The organism is Sphingobacterium lactis, from assembly GCF_011046555.1.
Lineage (GTDB): Bacteria > Bacteroidota > Bacteroidia > Sphingobacteriales > Sphingobacteriaceae > Sphingobacterium > Sphingobacterium lactis.
Genome location: NZ_CP049246.1, coordinates 1629067 through 1652692 on the forward strand (window position 1 = coordinate 1629067; position 23626 = coordinate 1652692).

General features: G+C 47.5%; 16 protein-coding genes. 10 read left to right on the forward strand and 6 right to left on the reverse strand.

Translation table 11 applies throughout. The features are described 5' to 3' along the window. The first annotated feature begins 12 nt into the window (after positions 1–12). Together G6N79_RS07105 and G6N79_RS07110 are read left to right on the forward strand one after the other, a co-directional pair. Positions 13–1263, forward strand: a complete 1251-nt coding sequence (locus tag G6N79_RS07105) for a competence/damage-inducible protein A (RefSeq protein WP_103906980.1) — start codon at positions 13–15, stop codon at positions 1261–1263. 107 nt (positions 1264–1370) lie between these two features. Then, complete coding sequence (locus G6N79_RS07110; protein ID WP_103906981.1) at positions 1371–2789, forward strand: dihydrolipoamide acetyltransferase family protein; 1419 nt, start codon at positions 1371–1373, stop codon at positions 2787–2789. Between the two features lie 1194 nt (positions 2790–3983). On the opposite strand, the gene G6N79_RS07115 is transcribed toward G6N79_RS07110, so the two are convergent. Beyond that, positions 3984–5342, reverse strand: a complete 1359-nt coding sequence (locus G6N79_RS07115; RefSeq protein ID WP_103906982.1) for an MATE family efflux transporter — start codon at positions 5340–5342, stop codon at positions 3984–3986. Positions 5343–5496: 154 nt separating this feature from the next. Here G6N79_RS07115 and G6N79_RS17675 point away from each other — a divergent pair, with 154 nt between their 5' ends. The 3 genes from G6N79_RS17675 to G6N79_RS07130 all read left to right on the forward strand — a co-directional run bounded on the left by G6N79_RS17675 (position 5497) and on the right by G6N79_RS07130 (position 8692). Continuing rightward, the gene (locus tag G6N79_RS17675; protein ID WP_103906983.1) at positions 5497–6033 is read left to right on the forward strand and encodes a Sec-independent protein translocase subunit TatA/TatB; all 537 of its coding nucleotides are present in this window, start codon (positions 5497–5499) and stop codon (positions 6031–6033) included. A 72-nt stretch (positions 6034–6105) separates the two neighbouring features. Beyond that, positions 6106–8340 carry a Tex family protein gene (locus tag G6N79_RS07125; RefSeq protein ID WP_103906984.1) on the forward strand — a complete coding sequence of 745 codons (2235 nt, stop codon included), beginning with the start codon at positions 6106–6108 and terminating at the stop codon, positions 8338–8340. A gap of 64 nt (positions 8341–8404) precedes the next feature. Then, the gene (locus G6N79_RS07130; protein WP_103907131.1) at positions 8405–8692 is read left to right on the forward strand and encodes a hypothetical protein; all 288 of its coding nucleotides are present in this window, start codon (positions 8405–8407) and stop codon (positions 8690–8692) included. Here the strand turns inward: G6N79_RS07130 and G6N79_RS07135 are convergent. Next, entirely contained in the window at positions 8689–13122 is a 4434-nt protein-coding gene (locus tag G6N79_RS07135) for a translocation/assembly module TamB domain-containing protein (protein WP_455430872.1), read from the reverse strand. The genes G6N79_RS07130 and G6N79_RS07135 overlap by 4 nt on opposite strands. A 23-nt stretch (positions 13123–13145) precedes the next feature. On the opposite strand from G6N79_RS07135, the gene tsaD reads away from it, so the two are divergent. Continuing rightward, entirely contained in the window at positions 13146–14147 is a 1002-nt protein-coding gene (tsaD, locus tag G6N79_RS07140) for a tRNA (adenosine(37)-N6)-threonylcarbamoyltransferase complex transferase subunit TsaD (RefSeq protein ID WP_103906985.1), read from the forward strand. Between the two features lie 15 nt (positions 14148–14162). Here the strand turns inward: tsaD and G6N79_RS07145 are convergent, their stop codons facing one another. Next, on the reverse strand, positions 14163–15449 hold the full coding sequence (locus tag G6N79_RS07145) for a carboxypeptidase-like regulatory domain-containing protein (RefSeq protein ID WP_160003770.1): 1287 nt from the start codon (positions 15447–15449) through the stop codon (positions 14163–14165). Next, the gene (locus G6N79_RS07150) at positions 15442–16017 is read right to left on the reverse strand and encodes an RNA polymerase sigma factor (protein ID WP_103906987.1); all 576 of its coding nucleotides are present in this window, start codon (positions 16015–16017) and stop codon (positions 15442–15444) included. The genes G6N79_RS07145 and G6N79_RS07150 overlap by 8 nt, the downstream gene beginning before the upstream one ends. Positions 16018–16098: 81 nt before the next feature. Here G6N79_RS07150 and G6N79_RS07155 point away from each other — a divergent pair, with 81 nt between their 5' ends. Next, on the forward strand, positions 16099–17943 hold the full coding sequence (locus G6N79_RS07155; RefSeq protein WP_103906988.1) for a vWA domain-containing protein: 1845 nt from the start codon (positions 16099–16101) through the stop codon (positions 17941–17943). A 73-nt stretch (positions 17944–18016) separates the two neighbouring features. Here G6N79_RS07155 and G6N79_RS07160 read toward each other — a convergent pair whose 3' ends face one another. Together G6N79_RS07160 and aspS are read right to left on the reverse strand one after the other, a co-directional pair. Further along, on the reverse strand, positions 18017–19405 hold the full coding sequence (locus G6N79_RS07160; RefSeq protein WP_103906989.1) for a LutB/LldF family L-lactate oxidation iron-sulfur protein: 1389 nt from the start codon (positions 19403–19405) through the stop codon (positions 18017–18019). A 196-nt stretch (positions 19406–19601) separates the two neighbouring features. After that, on the reverse strand, positions 19602–21356 hold the full coding sequence (gene aspS / locus G6N79_RS07165) for an aspartate--tRNA ligase (RefSeq protein ID WP_103907133.1): 1755 nt from the start codon (positions 21354–21356) through the stop codon (positions 19602–19604). Positions 21357–21816: 460 nt separating this feature from the next. Here aspS and mraZ point away from each other — a divergent pair, with 460 nt between their 5' ends. From mraZ to G6N79_RS07180, 3 genes are read left to right on the forward strand one after another with little or no spacing between them, the layout of a single operon-like run. After that, on the forward strand, positions 21817–22290 hold the full coding sequence (gene mraZ / locus G6N79_RS07170; protein ID WP_103906990.1) for a division/cell wall cluster transcriptional repressor MraZ: 474 nt from the start codon (positions 21817–21819) through the stop codon (positions 22288–22290). Next, a complete protein-coding gene (rsmH, locus tag G6N79_RS07175) occupies positions 22283–23194 on the forward strand; it encodes a 16S rRNA (cytosine(1402)-N(4))-methyltransferase RsmH (RefSeq protein ID WP_103906991.1) in 912 nt (303 codons plus the stop codon). Before mraZ ends, rsmH begins: the two co-directional genes overlap by 8 nt. Positions 23195–23205: 11 nt before the next feature. Then, positions 23206–23616 (forward strand): FtsL-like putative cell division protein, encoded by a 411-nt coding sequence (locus tag G6N79_RS07180; protein WP_103906992.1) that lies wholly within the window; start codon positions 23206–23208, stop codon positions 23614–23616. Positions 23617–23626 lie beyond the last annotated feature (10 nt).

Below are 23626 nucleotides of genomic sequence, written 5' to 3' on the forward strand. Positions count from 1 at the left end.
AATTCGCTACCTATGAAAGCCGAAATTATTACCATTGGTGATGAGATTCTGCTTGGACAGATCGTAGACACCAACTCCGCATGGATTGCGCAGGTCTTGTTCGCCGAACAGATCCATATCCAGCAAATTACATCCATAACCGATAAGGAGGATCATATTCTCCAGGCCTTGGCGGATGCCCGAGACCGTGCCGACCTGATTATCTGTACAGGTGGGTTGGGGCCGACGAAGGATGACGTCACGAAGTTTACAGCCGCAAAATTCTTTCTTACCGAACTGGTCCATGACCCCGCAGTATTGGCGCATGTAGAACAGATATTTGCCCGTTTCAACCGGACTATGCCGGACATCAACCTGGGGCAGGCAGATGTACTGGCCAACGGCGAGGTGCTCTTCAACGACTGGGGGACAGCCCCCGGGATGTGGGTGGAAGACCAGGGGAAAGTTTTTGTTTTTCTTCCCGGAGTACCTTTTGAAATGAAGAACCTCATGACCCATCGGGTGATACCGAAATTGAAAGTTTTCAAATCAACCGAACAGGTTGTTAACCGCTATATCCTGACGGTAGGGATTGGCGAATCGCACCTTGCCGAATCCATTGCCGACATCGAAGATTCCTTCCCCCCACATGTGCACTTGGCCTATCTTCCCAAAATAGGGTTGGTGCGCTTGCGCATTTCAGTAACCGGAACGGATATTGATGCCCTGAACAGGGAGGCCGACCAATGGAAGGAAGCCCTTGCGAAGCGGATAGGTAAAGCTGTCGTGGCAACGGAAGATATCAGTTTTGAGGAGGTCATCGTTCGTGCGTTTTCCACGTGTGGGTACACCTTATCCACTGCGGAGAGCTGTACCGGCGGGAACATCGCCCGCTTGATCACGGAAATACCGGGCTCCAGCGAGATGTTCCAGGGGAGCATCGTGGCCTATGCCAATTCCGTAAAGGAAAACATGTTGGGCGTACAGGCAGATACCCTGGCACACCATGGTGCAGTGAGTGAGCAGACGGTAATCGAAATGGCCAAAGGGGTGCAAAGCAAGCTGAACAGCAATTACGCCATTGCGACCAGCGGGATTGCAGGACCAGGTGGTGGTACGCCAGAAAAACCTGTAGGGACCGTCTGGGTTGCCGTAGCCGGGAGAGACCAGGTCCGGACCAAACTGTTTCAATTCCATCAGGACCGCCTATTGAATATTGAACGCACAACTGCCCAAGCGCTGTTGATGCTCTGGAATTTATATCAGGAAGAGTCGGGTTTTTAACGAAATAATATTCTTTGCACTTCTTTAAGTAAAATATTTAATTTTGTTTACTTGTCGAGTAACTTTTAATAATTAACTTAGTATTCTAACAATCCAAATAATTATAGATGGCAATATATAAACTATTTTTACCTAAGATGGGCGAGAGTGTTTCTGAAGCTACCGTGACCAAATGGGTAAAGCAGGTCGGAGATAAAATAGATGAGGACGATGCGGTAGTAGAGATCGCCACGGATAAGGTTGATTCTGAAGTTCCTTCCCCAGTTGCTGGAGTACTGAAGGAGCGACTTGTTGAAGAGAACCAAGTCGTTCAGGTGGGCGATGTTATTGCCCTGATTGAAACGGACGGTCCGGAAGGGGATGACCAGGCCCCTGCGGTACAGGAAGAATCCGCACCGGTTCAGGAGGAACGTGTAGAAGAGCAAGATATATCGGAAACCATGCAGGAGGAAGAAATTCCCGGTATGGACCAGATACAACATAACAGAACGGAAGTGGAATCCAATCATCAGGATACTCATTCCGGATCACAGGAAGCGCATTCGGGAATCCGTTTCTATTCCCCATTGATCCGCAATATTGCACAGCAAGAGGGGATTTCCCAGCAGCAATTGGATGCCATTGAGGGAACGGGAGCTGAAGGTCGTGTCACCAAGCAGGATGTGCTGAACTACCTGCAGGGGAAACCTTCCGGGACACCGGCACCTAGCGCCGTGCAACCGCAGCAGGAACAAGCTGCTGCATCGGTACAAGCTCCAAAAGCGACTGAACAGCCAGCACAGAATACACAACCTGTGCAGATCGTTCGCGCATCCGGCGATGATGAAATCATCGAAATGGATAGAATGCGCCGTTTGATCGCTGACCACATGGTCAACAGCGTGAAAACATCGCCGCATGTATTCTCGGTGGTGGAAGCCGATGTGACCAATTTGGTGAACTGGCGCAATAAAGTGAAGGATGGCTACAAAAAAGCAGAGGGCGAAAACATCACATTCACCCCGTTGATTATCCAGGCGATTGCCAAAGCCATCAAGGATTTCCCGATGATCAATGTTTCGGTGGACGGTTATAACATCATCCGCAAGAAAAATATCAATATCGGTATGGCAACGGCCCTACCTTCCGGAAACCTGATTGTTCCTGTCATCAAGAATGTAGATCAATTGAGCCTAACGGGGATCTCCAGATCGGTAAATGATCTGGCGAACCGCGCACGGAACAATAAATTGAAACCGGACGATACCCAGGGCGGTACCTTTACGATGACCAATATCGGTGCGTTCGGCAATATCTTCGGTATGCCGATCATCAACCAGCCTCAAGCAGCGATCTTGGCTGTCGGCACGATCAAGAAAAAACCTGCGGTTCTGGAAACGGAATTCGGTGATGTGATTGCTGTACGCCATATGATGTATATCTCCATGTCCTACGATCACCGCGTGATCGATGGAGCACTGGGAGGGCAGTTTATCCGTAAGGTAGCTGATTACCTGGAGCAGTGGGATGTCGATACGGTGCTGTAATTGACTGCTAGTCGATCGTATAAACAGCGCGCTTGCGCATAGACATACAAGATGGCGACCCATGCGGTCGCCATTTTATTTTACATTAAACGCTTAAGACAGCTAAAGGCACAAAGCAATTGCCTATATTTAAAGAAATCAACCGCTAAAAATTGGGCAAATCATCAATTTTGCCAATTCTTCATTATTTCCATTTATTTCTTGAGAAAGTCAAATTCCCTACACGCTCTCGCTGTTCGGTATTGGCAATGTATCGGTCTGTTTATTTCCGATTTCATAAGGTAATCCCGTGATGAACATGCTTCTGAATGGCTATACCTTGTCTGAGTTGCGTCCGTGGTGCAAGCGTATTCCATACGTGCTGCATACGTGCTATAGACACGCTATCACCTCGCTCTCAGTACGCTCTCACCACGCTCTCATGTCAGACAAGGTCCAGCATTAAATTCGGTGCTTTTATTAGTAAAAATATTGTAAAGTGTTGAATTCTAGTGTTTAATGAGTTTTTTTGGAGCTGATGTAAAATTGTGGTTTAAACGCTTATAGCGTAGGTTTGGTCGTGGGTGTGTTTGGAATGATGCAGATCGGGTAATTTTTGGTGGTGGATTTGTGACATTAGCATTTTTTTTTCAAGTCCGCCACGCTGGCGCAAGAGTTGTGCGGTAGGATTGTGTGTTGGATCTCTTGTGCCTTTGGATAAATACTCGCTATACAACCTTCGTTACAATTAATTTCGCAATGAGGTAAATGGCCAGCTCCTGGATTCCCTATATCGTATCAAAACCTAATGTGAATTTATTGTATTACCCACCATACAACCTCGTTAGAGGTGTAACTATTTTAGCACCATTCCGAGAAAGGCATAAAACCTCAGAGGGGTGTAAATTTAAAAGCTATAAAAATGCATGAAAGTCCAGGATTTCGATTTGCTAAAGCAAACCGAAATCCTGGACTTTCATGCTTTTACGTTTGTAGCGGTATTTCTAAAATAGTTACACCCCTTCGGGGTTGCTAGGCGTGCTATTATCAACCCCAAAAGACCCTTTATTAAAACCACGCTAGCGCAAGTGTTGTGCGGGTGGCCCTGTGTAGTGGATCACTTGTGCTCAAGGCATGCGATGGACCCCTGCCACTTATTTTAATCTTTCCCCAACCTGCCGTTTAAACGTATTGGGCCTGCGGCCTCGCTCTCGATTACCCACGCACCAATTTCTTTTTGATCATATACCGATACCGCAAATACAGTAACACCGACGATGTCAATAGACCCAATGTCAACCCATACCAGATTCCCTGTACACCGATATCCAGGACAATTCCAAGCAGGTATGCCACAGGAATCCCAACGACCCAATAGGCAAAGAAGGTTATAAAGGTAGGGATATTGACATCGCCCATGCCCCGCAGCGTTCCCAATCCGACAACCTGCGTGCCATCGAACAACTGGAACATACCGGCAATGATCAGTAGCTGCGATGCCATGGCCACCACTGTGGTATCCTTCGTGATGATGTAGGGCAGATATTGATTGAATACAGCGAATATAATGGCGCAGATGATCATGAACACCAAAACCAAATGGTAGGATACGGTGGCAAATTTCTGGAGCCTGAACAGGTTTTTTGTACCATACGCATTCCCCACCTTGATGGTTGCTGCGGAGGCAATCCCACTGGCCATCATGTATGTCATGGCCGCCAGGGTAATGGCCGTCTGGTGGGAAGCCTGTTCGATGGCACCGATCTTCCCTGCAATCAGGGCAGCCGCAGCAAAGGCGCCGATCTCAAACACATACTGCATGGCAACCGGCGCACCGATCTTCAGAATCTTCTTCATCCGCACCACATCGATGAACTTCACCGAGAAATGATCGATGTAGCGCTTGAAATTCTTGGACTTCAATACATACCAGGCCATCACGATCATCATCAAGATCCGATCCACCAGCGTAGCGATACCCACACCACTGACACCCATAGGCTTGATGCCGAACATGCCCTTTACCAGAATTATCGCCAGGATCACATTGAGCACATTCCCCCAAATGGTAATGTTCATTGCCTGCTTGGTGTAGCCCAACCCCTCGGCAAATTGCTTGAAGGTGTTGAAGGTCATCAATGGAACGATGGAAATGCTCAAGATCAGTAGATATGGCTTTGCGGTTTCCACGACCTGGGGGTCCTGGTCCGCATGTTGCATGGCCCACATGGATCCGAAGTAGACGAACAGGAAGAGGAGAATACCGGATATGATATTCAACCAGAAACTATTGGAGAGCAACTTGGCACATTCGGGCAGGTTATGCCTGCCATTTTCCTGTGCAATCAATGGCGTCAATCCATATGCAATGCCCAAGCCGATCACCAACACCACCATAAACACCGAATGGACCAAGGAAACCGCCGCCAGGGAAATCGTTCCGGCAAAGTGACCTACAATCATCGTATCGGCAGTTTGTACCAAGGTATGGCCGAGCTGTGAAATAACCACCGGACCAGCCAGTGCCATCGTGCTCAGGTAATACATCTTGTTGGACTTGAAGCGTGGTAGCATATAAAATTTCAATTTAGCCCACAAAGGTACGATTAAAAACAGGCATGGAAAATCATGTGGATATTAACTTTTTGTTTCTAATTATTTACACGAAAATATTGATGAAAAAAAATAATAGACTTACCTTAGCCTATTATCAAATTTAAAGAGAGAGATGAATTTAGCGTTTTTGAACATTGGAACCCAAGAGATGATGTTGATCGTTCTGGTCGCATTATTATTGTTTGGGGGTAAGAAATTACCGGAATTGGCGCGAGGGTTAGGACGTGGAATCCGTGAATTTAAAGATGCTTCGGAGGGAATAAAAAGGGAGATCTCTGACCAGATCAACAACTTTGAGAAAGAAGTTGATACCGTAAAGGCCGATATCGAGAAAGAACCTGAACCTACGAACACCGTTGCGGAGGTGCAGACCGAGCTGGACCAACCGTTGGCAACAACTGAGGAAGGGGAGAACCCGGAAAAACCGGAAAGGAAAACTCCACAATTTACGGCACCTGCCGGCACCTACGAGCATAAACCGTATACAACACCGACAGCTGACGATTACTACAGCTACGGCTATAACGATAACTTTGCAACGACTGCAGCACCTGCAGACTCGAACACGACACCAGATGATTTCCCGAAAGATGAACCTGCTTCTGAAATCGAAAATCCTGAAAAGGAAAACCCTACAAGACAAGCTTAAAACAATTAAGAATTCTATACGTACAAGCTGTTGAATTTCTTCAACAGCTTTATTTTTCCATTGATTTTTATGATGACAACCCACGAGATTATCGTATCGAAAGAACTATCGATTAGCGAGAAGCAAGTGCACACCACGATGTCGCTATTGGATGAAGGCGCTACGGTTCCTTTTATCGCGCGATACCGTAAGGAATTGACAGGAAGCCTGGACGAGGTCCAGATTACCGCCATCAGGGACCGCATGCAACAATTGCGGGAACTCGACAAGCGCAAGGAAGCGGTGCTGAAATCCATTGGTGACCAAGGCAAACTGACACCGGAGCTTGAGCTGCAGGTGAAAACTGCCGAAACCATGTCCGCACTGGAGGATATTTACCTGCCCTTCAAACCGAAGCGGAAGACGCGTGCGTCTGTTGCACGGGAAAAAGGACTCCAAGGGTTGGCCGACCAACTGTTGAACCAGGAGAAGATGGATGTGGAAGCCTTAGCGGAAACTTTCATCAATGCGGATCTGTCCGTAAATAGCAGTGAGGAAGCCTTAGCCGGAGCCCGTGACATCATCGCCGAACAGATCGCTGAAGATGCCAATGTCCGCGCACATGCCCGGAAAACAATCCTGAACAAGGGGCAGTTCGTATCCCGCGTGGTACCTGGAAAGGAAGAAGCAGCTTTGAAGTACAAAGATTATTTCGAATGGTCGGAAAACCTGAAGGATGCACCCTCGCACCGTGTGCTAGCGATGCGCCGTGGGGAGAAAGAAGAACTGCTTTATTTGGATATCGATGTGGCTGAGGGAGAGGTGCTGCCGGGTATCGAAAAGCAATATATAAAAGGAAGCAATGCCGCAAGTGACCAGGTTTCCCTAGCCTTGCAGGACAGCTATAAGCGCTTGCTGAAACCTTCCATGGAAACGGAAGTCCGCGTGCTGACCCGTCAGAAAGCGGATGAAGAAGCCATTAAGGTTTTTGCGGATAACGTTCGCCAGTTGTTGCTGGCGGCACCGTTAGGCCAAAAGCGCCTGTTGGCCATTGACCCGGGGTTCCGGACAGGCTGTAAGACCGTTGTGCTCGATGCGCAGGGCAATTTGTTGGAGAATACGGCGATCTTCCCGCATAATGGAGCGGGTGGCGCAGCAGAAGCGGAACGCATCGTACGCAATTTGGTGGACACGTATGCCATTGAGGCCATTGCTATTGGAAATGGTACAGCAGGTCGCGAAACAGAAGATTTTGTGCGGAAGCTGAATCTACCAAAAGCTACTATCGTGATGGTCAATGAAAGTGGTGCTTCCATCTATTCGGCATCTCCGGTTGCCCGTGAGGAATTTCCGGATCACGATGTCACCGTTCGGGGTGCCGTTTCGATCGGTCGCCGATTGATGGATCCATTGGCGGAACTGGTAAAGATTGATCCGAAGTCCATCGGCGTTGGCCAGTATCAGCACGATGTGGATCAGAACAAATTGCAATCGGCCCTGGACGATACCGTGATGTCCTGTGTGAACTCGGTAGGAGTAGAGTTAAATACGGCATCGAAACAGATCTTATCCTACATTTCCGGTTTGGGACCTGCCTTGGCGCAGCAGATCGTGAATTACCGCAAGGAGAATGGTCCGTTCAGCTCCCGCCGCGAATTGAAGAAGGTACCGCGACTAGGTGACAAAGCATTCGAGCAGGCAGCAGGATTCTTGCGGATTCGGAACGCCGAGCATCCTTTGGATTCCTCTGCGGTTCACCCGGAGCGTTATGCACTCGTGGAAAAGATGGCCAAGGATTTGGGCGTTTCCATCCAAGAGCTCATGAAAGATGAACAGGTACGCAAGCAAGTGGACCTTAAGAAATACATCAGTGAGGAAGTCGGCTTACCGACGCTGAACGATATTTTGCTGGAATTGGCTAAACCAGGCTTGGATCCACGCGATAAGTTTGAGGCCTTTTCCTTTACGGAAGGTGTCAACGCCATTGGCGACTTGAAGGTAGGCATGAAGTTGCCGGGCATCGTAACCAATATTACGAACTTCGGTGCCTTTGTGGATATCGGCGTCCATCAGGATGGATTGGTGCACCTGAGTCAATTGGCAAACCACTATGTATCCGATCCGCACGAGGTGGTGAAGGTGCAGCAACAGGTTATGGTGACCGTGACGGAGATCGATGAAAAGAGAAACCGTATCGGCCTGACCATGAAAACAGAAGAGAAAGCGCCACGGAAGCATGCGGATAAGCGTGCTGACCGGCGTCAGGAAAAGGCGCCAGAAACCGATATGGCGGCTAAGCTAGCAGCCTTGGCAAGCAAGTTTAAATAAGATTATGAACCGCATCCATCCCGATGCGGTTTTTTTGTCCCTTTATTTTTGGTATCTTAAAATCATGACAGCAGCAGACTTTGAAAAGACCCTAAATGAACCTGGACCGGATGCGAATTGGCCGGTGCAGGCAAAAGCCCTATGGTATGATGGCAAAGGCCAATGGAAAGAAGCGCATGACCTTATCGATCAACTGGATGATCGTGTTTCCGCCCATATCCATGCGTACCTGCATCGGGTAGAAGGTGACTTGTGGAACGCGCGGTATTGGTATAATCGGGCGAAACAACCGGAATTTACGGGAAGCTTAGTAGAGGAATGGAAGGCGTTGGTAGAACGGTATACGGATTAACGGGGTTGATCCACTTTCTTGACCGTATCCTGTTGGATGGATGGCAGGACCAATAGGCTGTCCTTTTTCGGTTTCCAGGTCCACATCTTTTTCCAGAACTCGCCGAGGGTATTGAACTCCGTTCGGTAAACCAAGCCCAAAGCATTGATGTAATCATCCGTAGGAGTGAACAGGATGTTCCGAGTGTTCAACCGGTTGTAGGCGCGGAACATTAAGCTTCCATCCCGGCGGATTTTATAGGTCAATTCCGCATCGGTGGCGACCTGATTCGAGAAGAAGGTAAGGTCGGTTGTTTGAATGTTCCTGCGATCCACAATTCCCCCGGTCAGCACCAAGCGGTCGTTGAAGAATCGGACCGATGCCGAAGCATCATTCAGCGAGCGGATGTTAAAATCTAAGAAATTGATATTGAGCGATTGCGCTAGGATGTTATTCAACTGGTTGAAGGCGATTTCCGTTCCTGCAGATAGCAGGGTATTGTTCACCTCACGGCCAAACTCATTTGTGGAATTGGCGGTAAAGCTGCGGCGAATGATCAAGCTCAGGGCTTGCTGGTTGACGTTGTTGGCGTCGCTGAGGTAAGATTGCAATTCATCCTTCACGTACGGTGTCTGCGGGAAATTCAGGTCAAAGGAGACATCCGGTTGGCTGAGTGTCCCTTTAATGATCATGTCCGCCTGCGCCAGCACGCGTTCGTTCTGCCCGGCACGTCCTGCAGCATTATACAGATCCGTTATAGAGGTCCGCTGTTGGTAGACGGCGGTCATGTTGACGGTTGCTCCAGCAGGGGCACCGGTCCATCGGATCGTACCGCCCTGCTTGATGTCGAAGTATTTGTTGATGAAATCCTGTGCCGTAAAGTGGAATTTACCCGAATTAATCGAATAATCGCCGAACATCTCGAAGTCCCCGAGACTCGAAATCTTCAAACTGATCTCTCCTGATCCGTTACCTTTCAGGGAACCGATATCCGTTTGCAGATTGACCTCGGCACTCGGGGTCAGCTCCAAGTCCATATTCATAGTCATCCCCTTGAAGAAATAACGGGATTCATTCTTTTTATTCTCGCTCGAATCTTGGCTCACGAAGTAGATGAAATCACTCTCCGAAACCGTCATCGCCGTATTGAAAGGGATGGTGATGGACGTGTTATCTTCCGAACGCGCTTTGATGTTGATGTCGATTGCCGAAGTCAGCCCCTTGAACTTATAGGTCCCCGTAGCGTAGGCTGTTCCGTAATAGAGGTTGTTGTCCTTGTAGGTCGTGTTGAGGATCATTACATTATTGGAAGCAACTTCTACGTCAATATACGGGTTGCTCAACTTCGATAGGTCTACCAGCCCACCCGCGACAGCCTGATTGCCTTTGCTATCTGCAAAGGTCAGGTTGTTCAACATGATGGTGTTCTTATCCAAGAGCACGGATTGATTGTTCAAGCTGTAGGATGTTTTCAGGTAGTTGACATTGAAGGACGCCGTTTCGATTTTTGCCAAGCCATTGATCTGCGGATTGCCCAACGTACCCCCGATTTCCAGATCGGCATCCATCTTTCCGGTCAGGTCAGATGCCAAGGACCGTACGAAAGGCTGCAAAAGGATCAGCTCCATTTGGTTGAGTTTTCCCTTGAGATTGATGGATTGATTTGCTGATTCCAGGCGATAGGTCCCTTGCAGGGTAAGTCCACGCTTCATGTCGTCCAACAATTGGAAGTCCAGATTCGCCATCTTGGTCTCTGGATCGAAGTCCGCCAACAGCACCAGCTGCCCAATCGGAATCTGATTATAGACCAGTGGGGTCGTATGGACATTCGCCGAAAGGTAGGGTTTCTTAAAGATGGAATGGATCTCGATATTTCCGTTCAGTTCTCCATCCAGATGGATGCCCATAGGTTTTGTGACCGACTCGATGGAGTGTAGATTGAATCGACTGAACCTGACATCCAACTTGTCGTCCTCATTGGACAAAACACCATTGAATTCTACCTGTTGATTGCCCTGTGATGCGATCAGTTTGTTCAGGTAAAATTTCCCTTTGGATACGCGCATTTCTGCATCCGTATTAAAGGACCATGGTTCATCGTTCACGACAATGGTTGATTCATTGAACTTGATGTATGCCGGTTTATTGTGTGCAAAGTGGATGTTACCACCTAACCGCAAGTGGTTCAGGTCGGTTTCTTCGGCTCCTTTGATGGTGAACAATAAACTGTCCTGGGCAAGGATGTTGTTGATCTCAATGTTATTCACGAATACGCTATCGCTGAGCAGCAGCCTATCGGCCTTTAGGTTCAGCGTAAAGGCATTTTCGTCGGCCATTTCCTCAATGGAAAGGTTCTCTAGGTTAATGCCCTGGTATTTGACGAATGGGCTGAAAGCCTTGAATGCCGCGGTGTAATCTTCGGAAGAGAAATGTGCTTCCAAGTTGGCGCCGTCCTCCAACGTAAGGGTAGGGTCTAGGAACGCCGATAAAGGCTCAAAGGATTTGATATCCAGTTTGAGGTCGAAAAGCTGCGGATTATACGGTTCGATGTCCAAACCAATGGCCGGCGCATAGCGCATTGCCAACGCCTTGAAGTAGGGAACAATGGTATTGAGGTCGATTATACCGCGCATCTCGGCATCCAGTACATTGGATTTGAGTGTCAGGAAGCGGTCTGTTTGGTTACCCTCCGCCGCAAAATAGAGGTCATCGATTATGAAATTTCCCTTGCTGGTTTCCATGGAAATCTGATCGGCAAGCAGATCCCCCGTCAGGTTGTTCAGGTTGTTGCCTGCCAGTCGTGTGCTGATCGTGGAATTGTAGATCAGGATGCTATCCTGATTGACGAAGCCCATGCGCTTCAGGTTGACCTTTTCAATCTGTGCGTCGACCTCGTAGGTGCTCTGCGAACCTTGTAGATTTACGGTCGCGAGATAGTCAAGACGGATGTTGGGGTCGCTGATCTGACCCTGGGCATCTATCTGCTGATCCTGCAGCACGGCATCTACAGCAATACTGTCGTATTGATAGTTGCTGAAATAGAAATTCCGAAGGTTACCGATGAGGCTCAGTTTCAGATCTTGGAGCACTAGGTTGCGGCCATCGAAATCCAGGTCGAACGCCGTATTGCGAAAAGAGGTATTGTTCAGGAGCTCGCCAATCTGGAATTCCTTCGATCTGGCCACACCTGAATAGGCTATGCCTTGTTGGATGTCTATTTTAGATGTGGTGGTCAGGTCACCCAATTGGGTTTCGAATTTTCCATCCACATCGAACAGATTGTACAGCCCCTGTAAACTTCCCTGAAAATGAATGGTTCCTAATTTATGGAGTTGCTCAGGAAGCGAAAAGTCTTTGCGATTCGCCAATTGCGGGACAAGCATTTCTACATCGTTAGCAGAGGTACGGAGTTCCCGCGCCTTAAAATCAAAGATTGTTTTATTGATATTGGGCAGTCCCTTGATGGTGAAGTCGCCCATTAACGATGTTTCCTGGCCTGTTTCGATAGCAGCATTGCGTACAACCATGTTGGCCACCGTTCCGGACACCTCCCCGCTATGGGCTTGGGCCTTGAATTTTACGAATTTCATGTCCGGAGCAAAATATTCGATATCCCGAGAGTCCACGAAGACATCCTGCATACTGGCTTGCATCTGCACTTTCTTTACGAAATCACTGAAAGCCCCGAAATCGGTGTAACTAAATTTCAGATAGTTTCCCACCGTAGAATTGTTCGTCAAGATATGGAGATCTTTAAATTCCATTTCTTTTTTCGCAATGCGGGTATTTGCACTCAATTCTTTCAGGTGGAATCCTGATTTTTCGCGAAAGCGCAAGCTTTTGATGCTTGTCCGTAGCGCTGTGGAATCGTAGTCGATCTTGCTGAATTCACCCGATAGGGCGGTCAGCTCAATATCCGAAAAATCAATACCGCGGCTGTGGTGCTTTTGGGTATGGTTGAGGATCTTGATATGGTTGTCCACCAATTTCAGCGCATCCAAGCGCAGCTCCATTTTCTTCTTGCTGGGTTGGTCTTCCTTTTTCTTGGGACGGAAGTAATCGATTAGGAATTTGATGTTGGAACTGTCCTTATAGACCTGGAAATCGACGTATGCCTGTTCTAGGGTGATCTGTTCGATGACAACCTTGTTCTGAAAGAATTCCGTCAGTACGAGGTCGGCATCCAATTTCCGCGCAGAGAGGATCTCGACGCCGTTTGGATCCGAGAGTTTGAATTCACGTAGGCTGAGTGCGGAGAAGGGCTTGAAGTAGATACTGCCAATTTCAACCTTGCCACCCAACTGTTTGGAGATATATCTTGCCGCCTGTTTGGTCAATAGGGTCTGGACTGATGAGAATTGTAAAGAGAATATCAAAATGCACAGCAGGGCCAACATGCTGAGCAAGCTAATCAACGTTATTTTAAGTATTTTTTTGATACTTTTGTAAATTAAATTTTAATACTTCTCTCAAAATGGCCATAATTCTAGGAATAGAATCTTCGTGCGATGAAACTTCGGCCTCTATCTGTATAGACGGCGAAATTAAGTCAAATATTATTGCAAGTCAAGCAATTCACGCTAAATATGGGGGTGTTGTTCCCGAGTTGGCGTCAAGAGCACATCAGCAAAATATTATTCCTACGGTAGACCAAGCAATTGCTGCTGCTAAAATAAACAAAAATGAGATAGATGCAGTAGCTTTTACACGCGGTCCCGGACTTTTAGGTGCTTTATTGGTAGGTACTTCATTTGCGAAGTCTTTCGCCTTGGCGATGAATAAACCGTTGATCGAAGTCAACCACATGCAGGCCCATATTCTGGCCCATTTTATCGACGATCCAAAGCCTAATTTTCCATTTCTCTGTTTGACGGTTTCCGGAGGACATACCCAGATTGTGTTGGTCAAGGACTATTTCGAGATGGAGCTGTTGGGTGAAACCTTGGATGATGCCGCAGGCGAAGCGTTCGATAAGACAGCAAAAATCCTGAACCTCCCATACCCTGGAGGGCCATTGATTGATAAACATGCCCAAAATGGCGATCCAAAAGCTTTTAAACTGCCAGAACCGCAGATTGCTGACTTGAACTTCAGCTTCTCGGGTTTAAAAACAGCCATTCTCTATCTGGTACAGGACGAAATCAAGAAAAATCCAAATTTCCTCGATGAACGCATGGATGACCTCTGCGCCTCGGTGCAAGATCGCATCGTATTCATTCTCCTGAACAAACTGAAGAAGGCAGCAAAGGAAACCGGTGTCAAAGATATCGCAATCGCCGGTGGTGTATCCGCCAACTCCGGACTGCGTAAGGGATTGCTGGAAATGGGCGAGAAATATAAGTGGAACGTATTTATTCCAAAGTTTGAATATTGCACCGATAATGCCGCAATGATTGCAATTGCCGGTTATCAAAAGCATCTTATCCAAGACTATGTGCCGCAGGATATTGCCCCGTTGGCAAGAATGACGGTGTAGCTCACATCTCCAAGCCTACTGCTTGAACTCCATTCTCACTTCGATTTTCTTGCCGTCGTTACCTTTTCTCCAGTCGGGACCATTTTGGATGATCTGCTGGGCGCGTTGGTTCAGCGCCGGATTGGAGGATTTCTTGATACGGATGTCAATCGGTCTCCCGAAGTTGGAGATATCGAATACCAACGTTACGTTGCCATTTCCCAATAGCGTCTGGTAGGTATTGTCGGTGATGTACTTTTTATAGGCTACCCATCCGATGAGGGGTTCGGATTTGATTTTCGCATTTCGGTTAGCCCTGCTGACCGCCACTTCCTGCAGGTATTCGAACTCCGGTTTCATGTGGGTAATCTTGTTGTTGCTCGCCGTCAATCTTTGTTTTTCGTAGCCCAAGGTCATCAATTCCAGTGTCTGGTTGTCGGAAGTTAGGGGCATCACGTACTGTCCGGACGAGTCCGTAATGGCAATGGAATTAGTCTTGACATCTTTTACCGTGACGTTGGCCAAGGGTCTGCCGGATGATTCATCCAGCACAATACCGGTGGCAAACCGCTTGGTATCCGGCGACGGGCTCATCTCGATGGAAGAAGCCATTGGCGCATACGCGGATGCTGCCGCCTTAGTCCGTTTTCCGCGGATCTGAATGACCGAGGATTGCGATTGCTTGGCCACTCCAGCGCTTGCATCCGCCAATTGGTCATGCGAATCTTGGAAACCCGCGGAGTCTGCCTTTGGAATTTCCCGCAGGAATATATCTTGATTGGCCGATACGATTTCATCGATGTGCTCGCCCCTGGAAGTTTTTGCTGCCGATCGACTGCTTCTCGATAATCGATCTTGATGATCACCGGCGGATTCCTCCGGGCTCGCCATGGCAATGATAGGATTCTCCTCAGGTTGCAGGTAACTGCTGTCCAGTTGGATGGTGTTCAGTGTCGTATCTGTTGGAGCTTCCTGTTGATCCATGGCGATGGCCTCGACAGCCGTTTCGGTCGGATCCTGTCTGCTATTGAGGTACCAAATCGTACCGATACCCAAGACCAAAAGCAGGGAAGCAGCAATGGACAATGTTTTATAGTAGCGTAGGGATCGAACGGGAGTAGGGTGGGTCCGTTCATAGATAGCGGCGTGCAATTCCGAAGCTTCCAACGGATCCTGCAGCTCTTTCTCCGCCTCCAGGCCCATGATTATGTCCATGAGCTGCTCGTCCTCATGGGAAGCTTTCTCAATAGCATACATTTCGGTCGAAGATAATTCGCCGTTCACGTATTGACGTAAATATGCTATATCAAAATGCTTATTCATGGCCATTCCTTTCCATACAGTTCTTTAAATTCCGCTTGCCATTTTGGATGTAACTTTTGACATCGTTCATGCTGAAACCGGTCAGCTCCACCACCTCCTTGTAACATTTCTGCTCGATAAAGAAGAGCTTGATACTGGTTTTCTGCTTGTCGATCAAGGTATCCAGACAACGTTCCAATTGCAACAACTGTTCCTCCTTTTCCTGATAGTTTTCCTCCGGATGCAGGTTGACGGAAAATTCCACAAAATTATCTGTAACAATTTCTTTTTGATTCTTGTTGGACCGCAAGGCCATCAAGCTGTGGTTCTTGCTGACGACATATAGCCAGCGTGGGAAGTCTTTGATTTCTTGCTTTTTAACCTTGTCGATGAGCTCTTCGAAGATATGCATGACGGCATCCTTGCTGCGCTCAGTTTCCTTGAAATAGCGTAGACAAACATAATAGACCATCTCACTGTGCCGTTGGAAAAGTTCGCCAAGATAGCTCAGATCTCCATCTTCCAGATAGCGGGACAGCAGATCTTCATCGGCCAATTTCTTCTGTTTGGACAAGGTTTTTGTGCTCATTTGCTGAAGGGAAAATAATTTTTTTTTCTCATTTATGGAAATTTGATTTTTCGTGCATCCCTTTGCAAAAATCTACGAATCATGAACAAGATATGGATACTTATGGTCTTCTTGCTTACCCTGGGCGGTAAGGGGATGGCACAGGAAAGGTTGATCAGTGGAAAGATTACAGAATCAACCAATGGCACCCCGCTTGCTGGCGTTGCGGTACAGGTACAGCAGACGAAGGCAACCACGAATTCGGATCAAAATGGCGAGTATCAGATCAAGGCATCCGAAGGGGATGTATTGGTATTTACTTACCTAGGCTATAAGGCTGTAACCAAGACAGTCAAGAAACAGCAACGAATCGATGTACGGATGCAACCCGAAGCCATGCTTTTGGATGAAGTTGCCGTGCGCAGCCCACACAAAATGGAGGTGATGGCTGCAGGTGTCACCCTGTCCAGGAGTAGAGTCGGCATGCCGAGACAACCTGTTTCAGAGAGTTACAAAGGCTTTGATGAAAATGGTTTTATATCGCCGCTGAAGGAGGCCCTCTCGACCTTTGCGGCCGATGTGGATGGTGCATCCTACAGCAATGTCCGCAGGATGATCAATGCTGGAGAAATGCCGCCCAAGGATGCGGTACGTGTAGAGGAAATGATCAACTATTTCCAATACAACCTCGCACCGCCAACCAATGGTGATCCTGTGAAGATCTATACAGAATTGGCTACTTCGCCGTGGAATAAAGCACATCAGTTGATGCGCATCGCGCTAAAAGCAAAGGATATTCCGAAGGCCAACCTGCCGGCATCGAATCTTGTGTTCCTGATCGATGTATCCGGTTCCATGTTCGGCCATAACCGACTGCCCTTGGTAAAATCCTCCTTGAAATTATTGGTGGATCAGTTGCGCGATGAAGATCGCGTCGCTATCGTCACGTATGCAGGGTCGGCCGGTGTGAAGTTGGAAAGTACGAAAGGGAGCCAAAAGATGAAAATAAAAGAAGCGATCGATGAATTGGAGGCCGGTGGTTCCACCGCGGGCGGTGCAGGAATCAAAAAAGCATACCAGATCGCCAAACAGAACTTTATCAAAGGCGGCAACAACAGAATTATTTTGGCCTCCGATGGGGATTTCAATGTCGGCGCCTCCTCCGATGATGCCATGGAAGATTTGATCAGCAAGGAGCGTGAAAGTGGTGTTCACCTGACCGTGCTCGGATACGGTATGGGTAATCTGAAGGATAGTAAAATGGAGCTATTGGCCAATAAAGGCCATGGAAACTATGCCTATATCGACAACATCTCCGAAGCGCGTAAAGCCATGGTTAACGAATTTGGTGGTACCTTGTTTACCGTAGCCAAGGACGTAAAAATACAGGTCGAGTTTAACCCAGCCTATGTGCAGGCTTATCGGCTTGTAGGCTACGAGAACCGTCTGTTGGAAGCTGAGGATTTCAATAATGACGCGAAACTGGGCGGTGATATGGGTGTCGGTCATACCGTAACGGCCATTTATGAAATTGTACCGGTAGGCGTAAAGAGTGGGGTTGTCGGTACGGTGGATCCGCTGAAATATCAGCAGAACGATAAGGCGCCGGTAGGCGCTAAGAACGGCGAGTTGGCAACCGTGAAATTTCGGTATAAGGATCCGGAATCAGATAAGAGCAAATTGCAGCAGATCGTAGTGGGCAATCAGGCCAAATCCATCGATGCTGCTTCCGAAGACTTTCGCTTTGCGACAGCAGTGGCTGAATTTGGTATGTTGATCCGCAACTCCGAGTATAAGCAAGATGCAAATTTTGATCGGCTTGTTGCCCGTGCAAAGCATTCGAAGGGAACTGATGACGAAGGTTATCGAGCAGAATTTATTCGCATGGCGGAAAACGCATCATCTTTGGTGAAGACCGATAGTTTTGATAAAGAGAATAGTAAATAGTTGTTTAAGGTTCATAGTAAAAAAGCAAACCCCAGCGGGTTTGCTTTTTTTATTTATTGATTCCGAAAGAATCTTATTTATCATTTTTCTGTTTTTCTTTCCATTGTTGGGCGAATGACTTATCCGCAATTTTGGGAAGTTCACGTTGGCTGCCCCAAGCCTTCTTGAAGAAATTTCGGACAAAGAAATTCTTGGTCTTGCCACCGAAGAAGTCGATGACCTTTCTTTTCTGAATGGCCCATGTGAAGAGCCCCCATCCCTTTTTCTCAACACCGGAAACTATATCCTGCTGAACGGCATCGCGGCGGTTCAAAAGGAGCATTTTCTGGATGTCGATGCCTACCGGGCACACTTCCGTACATTTCCCACATAGGGAGGATGCATAGCTGAGGTGCTTGAATTCCTTCATGCCGTTGAGGTGTGGGGAAATCAGGGAACCGATCGGACCTTGGTAGGTGGTTTCGTATGTATGCCCGCCAATATTCTGGTAAATAGGGCAGACGTTCAAGCATGCCCCACAGCGGATGCAGTATAGTCCCTGACGTTGGTCCTTCTGCTCCAGCACTTTCGTACGGCCGTTATCCAAGAGGATAACATACATCTCTTCCGGTCCGTCATATTCTGTGTTTTTCCGGGGTCCTGATAGGATGGTATTGTAAACGGTCAGGTTCTGACCTGTACCATGGCTGGCCAGGAGTGGCCAGAATAGATCCAAATCGTTCTGACTGGGCAATACCTTTTCGATCCCAACGACAGCGATGTGCACCTTAGGAAAAGTGGTCGTCAAACGCGCATTCCCTTCATTTTCCGTAATGGCAATGCTGCCGGTATCCGCCAACAGGAAGTTTGCTCCGGTGATACCGATATCTGCACTGGTGTATTTATCGCGCAGGATTTCGCGCGCCTTCATGGTAAGCTCCTCAGCCGTCGCTTCCAACGGCGTATCAAACTTCTCATGAAATAGTTTGGCGATTTCCTCCAAGCTCAAGTGCATTGCCGGTGTTACGAAATGGTAGGGCTTATGGTTCAGCAGCTGGATGATGAATTCTCCAAGATCACTTTCGATGGTCTCGATGTTCTTGCCTTCCAGGAAGTGGTTCAGGTCGATCTCTTCGGTAGCCATGGATTTGGACTTCACGATGCTCTTCGCCTGGCGCTGTTCCATAATCTTCCAGATTTCCTGACGTGCCTCTTCGGCATCATTGGCCCAGATCACTTTTCCGCCGTTGGCCGTGAAGTTCGCTTCGAAATCCAACAGGTACTTGTCCAGGTATTCAATGGTCTTCCATTTGACCAAGTTGGCCTTGATCTTACTATTTTCCAAATCAAAGAACTTACTCTTTCCCTTTTCGAAAGCAACGTCATATTTATCAATGTTGTTATTGATAATTTGTCGGTGATTTAAATCGAAAGATTTTGTCGCACTGTCCTTCAAGAATTTATCTGCTACTGTCTGTGCCATAGGGATGTTGTAAAGCTAATTGCAAAAATATAAGTTGATCGGGATTTTAACCATTTTAAAGATAAAAAATTATCTGGTTAATGCTTGAAAATGTGGAATACATTTAAAAAGTTGATAAATATACCCTTTATTCTCGCAAAAAAAATGGGATGCTGCCTCCAGCATCCCATTTTGGATATGTTGAAAATGTTGTATGCTAGTTTTTTGGGGCGATAAGGCTGATGCTCAATTCGTCCAATTGCTCTTTGGCCACCGTTGCTGGGGCATCGATCATCACGTCGCGTCCGGAATTGTTCTTCGGGAATGCGATAAAGTCTCGGATGGTTTCCTGTCCGCCAAGGATTGCCGTCAAGCGATCCAGACCGAATGCCAAGCCACCGTGTGGAGGGGCACCATACTGGAAGGCGTTCATAAGGAAGCCAAACTGCTCCTGCGCCTGTTCTGGTGTAAAGCCAAGGTGCTTGAACATCAAGGCTTGCATATCCTTGTCGTGAATACGGATGGAACCGCCACCAATCTCATTTCCGTTCAACACCAAGTCATAGGCATTGGCGCGAACCTTACCCGGATCCGTATCCAATAAAGGCATATCCTCGATCTTCGGTGAAGTGAAAGGGTGGTGCATCGCGTGGAATCTCTCCGTGTCCTCATCCCATTCCAAGAGCGGGAAGTCGATCACCCACAATGGTGCGAATTCATCCGGCTTGCGCAAGCCTAAGCGATTACCCAGCTCCATGCGCAATGCACTTAGTTGTGCGCGTGTTTTATTCGCAGGTCCCGAAAGGATCAAGATCAAATCACCGGCGCTGGCACCTGTGGCTTCTGCCCACTTCGCAAGGTCTTCCTGATCGTAGAATTTATCCACCGAAGACTTGAAGCTGCCGTCAGCTTCACATTTGACATACACCATACCCGATGCACCCACCTGCGGGCGTTTTACCCATTCGGTCAGCTCATCGATCTGCTTACGTGTATAAGATGCTGCTCCAGGAACGGCGATCCCAACGACAAGTTCAGCGTTGTTGAAGATGGCGAATTCCTTGTGTTGCGCCACGGCATTCAGCTCACCGAACTTCATGCCGAAACGGATATCTGGTTTGTCATTTCCGTAGGTACGCATAGCCTCTTCAAAGGTCATGCGTGGAAATTGCTCCACATCAATACCGTGGATAGTTTTCAAGAGATGACGGGTCATGCCTTCAAAAACATTCAGGATATCTTCCTGCTCCACGAAGGACATCTCACAGTCGATCTGCGTGAATTCCGGTTGCCTATCGGCACGAAGGTCCTCATCACGGAAACACTTCACGATCTGGAAGTATTTGTCCATGCCACCAACCATCAACAATTGCTTGAAGGTCTGTGGCGATTGCGGAAGGGCATAGAATTGACCTGGGTTCATGCGGGATGGAACCACAAAGTCACGCGCACCCTCAGGGGTGGACTTTATTAAATAAGGTGTTTCGATTTCACAGAAATCCAAACCTGAAAGGTAGTTTCTAACTTCTTGTGTTACCTTGTGACGGAACAATAGGCTGTTCTTCACCGGATTCCTGCGGATATCCAGGTAACGGTATTTCATGCGGATATCTTCACCGCCGTCAGTATCATCTTCAATGGTGAATGGCGGCAATTTTGATTCATTCAGGATCTCCAGGTTGCTAACCTTGATTTCAATGTCTCCCGTTGGGATTTTGGCATTCTTGCTGGAACGCTCGATCACCGTTCCGGTTACTTTAATGACATACTCTCTGCCCAATTCGCGGGCATGGCTGCGCAGGGTTTCGTCATCTTCACTATTAAAGGTAAGTTGTGTAATGCCGTAACGATCACGGACATCGATGAAAGTCATTCCACCCAAATCACGTGATTTTTGTACCCATCCTGCCAGGGTCACTGTTTTTCCAAGATCTGTTATTCTTAATTCGCCACAAGTATGTGTTCTGTGCATGATATCTTCAATTTTTTTATTGACCCACAAAATTATCTGATTTATATTAAAATAAAGAATATATATGTAGGGGAGCTGCATTAATTTCCCGGAAACGGAGCGATGGAACAGCTGCATCCCACCAGAAGGTGATGTGCACCTGAAATTTTGATTCATTTCCTCCACTTTGCCCCACCGGGACATCCATTTTGCTACCGATCCACCACTTTGCCCCACACTACCTAGCAAATCTGAATTTATCAGCTTAAAACAAAGAGGTTTAGACCAATATTAGTTAAAATTCTTTCCGCTTTTACAATTGATAATTTATTGAGATTCAATCGTATTGTGCGTTTTAAGGCCGTTTGAGGGCATTTTTGTAGTGGATAGGCTATGTGGAAAACTTTTTTGTGGGGCATAGTGGGGGATTGTGGGAGAAAGTGTATACTTTTACATTGAAATTACCGTAGAAGTATAGTAAATGATTCAATTAATCGGAGAATACGACTGTAAGCTAGACACCAAGGGAAGAATGGTGGTTCCTGCTGCGCTCAAAAGGCAATTGCCTGACGCAGAGCGGGAAGGGCTTGTCGTGAACCGCGGTTTTGAGAAGAATTTAGTGATCTATACGAAAGAAGAGTGGAATAAGAAGATGCTTCAGCTATCCAAGTTGAACCAGTACAACGTGAAGAACCGGAACTTTATCCGTCAGTTTATGCGTGGTGCGACAGAGTTGACCTTGGACTCGGCCGGTCGGGTGCTGTTACCGAAAACCCTTTTGGAATATGCGAATATTCAAGGGGATGTTTTCCTGCAGTGCCAATTCGATAAAATCGAGGTTTGGGCGAAAGCTGAATACGAAAATCTGATGGAGGGTAATTCGGATGAGGATTTTGCATCCTTGGCAGAAGAAGTTATGGGCGGATTTGATTTTGGAGGATTGGGAGATGAGTAATGAAATCGGCTACCACGTTCCTGTCATGTTGCAGGAATGCATTGATGCACTAGCTATAAAACCAAACGGCATTTATGTCGACGTCACTTTCGGTGGAGGAGGGCATTCAAAGGAGATTTTGAAGCATTTGGGGCCAGAAGGTCGCCTGATCGCTTTTGATCAGGATCCGGATGCCATCAAGAATGCGCTGCCCGATGAGCGATTTACGCTGATCCACCAGAATTTTAGATTCTTGAAAAATTATTTGCGATTGGAAGGTGTGAAGCAGGTGGACGGGATTTTGGCGGATCTGGGGGTTTCTTCACATCAGTTCGACGCGGCGGACCGTGGGTTTTCCATCCGTTTCGATGCGGATTTGGATATGCGCATGGACCAAGTGTCGGATCTGGATGCACGGAAGGTCTTGAATACCTATGCAGAAGAGGAACTTCACCGCATATTCGGTATGTACGGCGAGATTCAGAACGCGAAATCCTTGGCGAAAACGATTGTCACCAACCGATTGAACGGGCCGATCCAAACCGTAGCGGAACTTAAGGAAGTTATCAAACGTTTGGTGCCGAAAGGGAAGGAGCATAAATACCACGCGCAGGTTTTCCAGGCACTACGGATCGAGGTGAATAAGGAGCTGGAGGCATTGCAGGAATTCTTGGAGCAGACAGCGGCTGTCCTAAAACCTGAAGGGCGTTTGGTGGTGATGTCCTACCATTCCTTGGAAGACCGTCTGGTAAAGAATTTTATGGCCAAAGGGAAATTCAAGGGCGAAGTGGAGAAAGATTTCTTCGGCAACGAGATCAAGCCATTCCACGTGATCAGCAGAAAAGCGATCGTGGCGACGGCAGATGAAGTGCAGCAGAATAACAGAGCCCGCAGTGCAAAGTTGAGGGTGGCGGAAAAAAAATAGAGAGCAGGTACATGGCAAAGAGAAATACCATAAAGCAGAAAGAGCTGAGTGAGGAAGTTCAGGAGGAAATGTCCGATGCGGTTGAAGAGAAGGTTGAGGAAACGGAAAATTACCTGAAGAACATCTTTTCGCAGAAGAGAATCTCTTCCTATTTGGTTGCCAAGAACTTACCGTTTGTGGCATTTCTTGCTTTCTTGGGGTTGCTGTATATCACGAACCGACATTTGGCAGAAAACACGGTTCGGAAGATCGATAAACTGGGACGTGAAGTGAAGGAGATGAGTTGGGATTATAAGTCGCTGAATGCGGAATTGATGAAGTTGACCACGCAGACAGAGATTGCCAAGCGGGCGGATACATTGGGACTGAAGGAAAGGACCGAACCGCCGATTAAGTTAGAAATTGTTAAAGAAGTAAAATAGTAGATAGCGA

Excerpts from the sequence above, each read along its gene's own strand:
- G6N79_RS07145 (WP_160003770.1), bottom strand. The coding sequence starts at position 15,449 with ATGAATAAGCATTTTGATATAGCATATTTACGTCAATACGTGAACGGC.
- G6N79_RS07180 (WP_103906992.1), top strand. The coding sequence starts at position 23,206 with ATGGCAAAGAGAAATACCATAAAGCAGAAAGAGCTGAGTGAGGAAGTT.
- G6N79_RS07160 (WP_103906989.1), bottom strand. The coding sequence starts at position 19,405 with ATGGCACAGACAGTAGCAGATAAATTCTTGAAGGACAGTGCGACAAAA.
- G6N79_RS07150 (WP_103906987.1), bottom strand. The coding sequence starts at position 16,017 with ATGAGCACAAAAACCTTGTCCAAACAGAAGAAATTGGCCGATGAAGAT.
- G6N79_RS07155 (WP_103906988.1), top strand. The coding sequence starts at position 16,099 with ATGAACAAGATATGGATACTTATGGTCTTCTTGCTTACCCTGGGCGGT.
- tsaD (WP_103906985.1), top strand. The coding sequence starts at position 13,146 with ATGGCCATAATTCTAGGAATAGAATCTTCGTGCGATGAAACTTCGGCC.
- G6N79_RS07125 (WP_103906984.1), top strand. The coding sequence starts at position 6,106 with ATGACAACCCACGAGATTATCGTATCGAAAGAACTATCGATTAGCGAG.
- rsmH (WP_103906991.1), top strand. The coding sequence starts at position 22,283 with ATGAGTAATGAAATCGGCTACCACGTTCCTGTCATGTTGCAGGAATGC.
- G6N79_RS07105 (WP_103906980.1), top strand. The coding sequence starts at position 13 with ATGAAAGCCGAAATTATTACCATTGGTGATGAGATTCTGCTTGGACAG.
- G6N79_RS07130 (WP_103907131.1), top strand. The coding sequence starts at position 8,405 with ATGACAGCAGCAGACTTTGAAAAGACCCTAAATGAACCTGGACCGGAT.
- G6N79_RS07110 (WP_103906981.1), top strand. The coding sequence starts at position 1,371 with ATGGCAATATATAAACTATTTTTACCTAAGATGGGCGAGAGTGTTTCT.
- mraZ (WP_103906990.1), top strand. The coding sequence starts at position 21,817 with ATGATTCAATTAATCGGAGAATACGACTGTAAGCTAGACACCAAGGGA.
- G6N79_RS17675 (WP_103906983.1), top strand. The coding sequence starts at position 5,497 with ATGAATTTAGCGTTTTTGAACATTGGAACCCAAGAGATGATGTTGATC.
- aspS (WP_103907133.1), bottom strand. The coding sequence starts at position 21,356 with ATGCACAGAACACATACTTGTGGCGAATTAAGAATAACAGATCTTGGA.
- G6N79_RS07115 (WP_103906982.1), bottom strand. The coding sequence starts at position 5,342 with ATGCTACCACGCTTCAAGTCCAACAAGATGTATTACCTGAGCACGATG.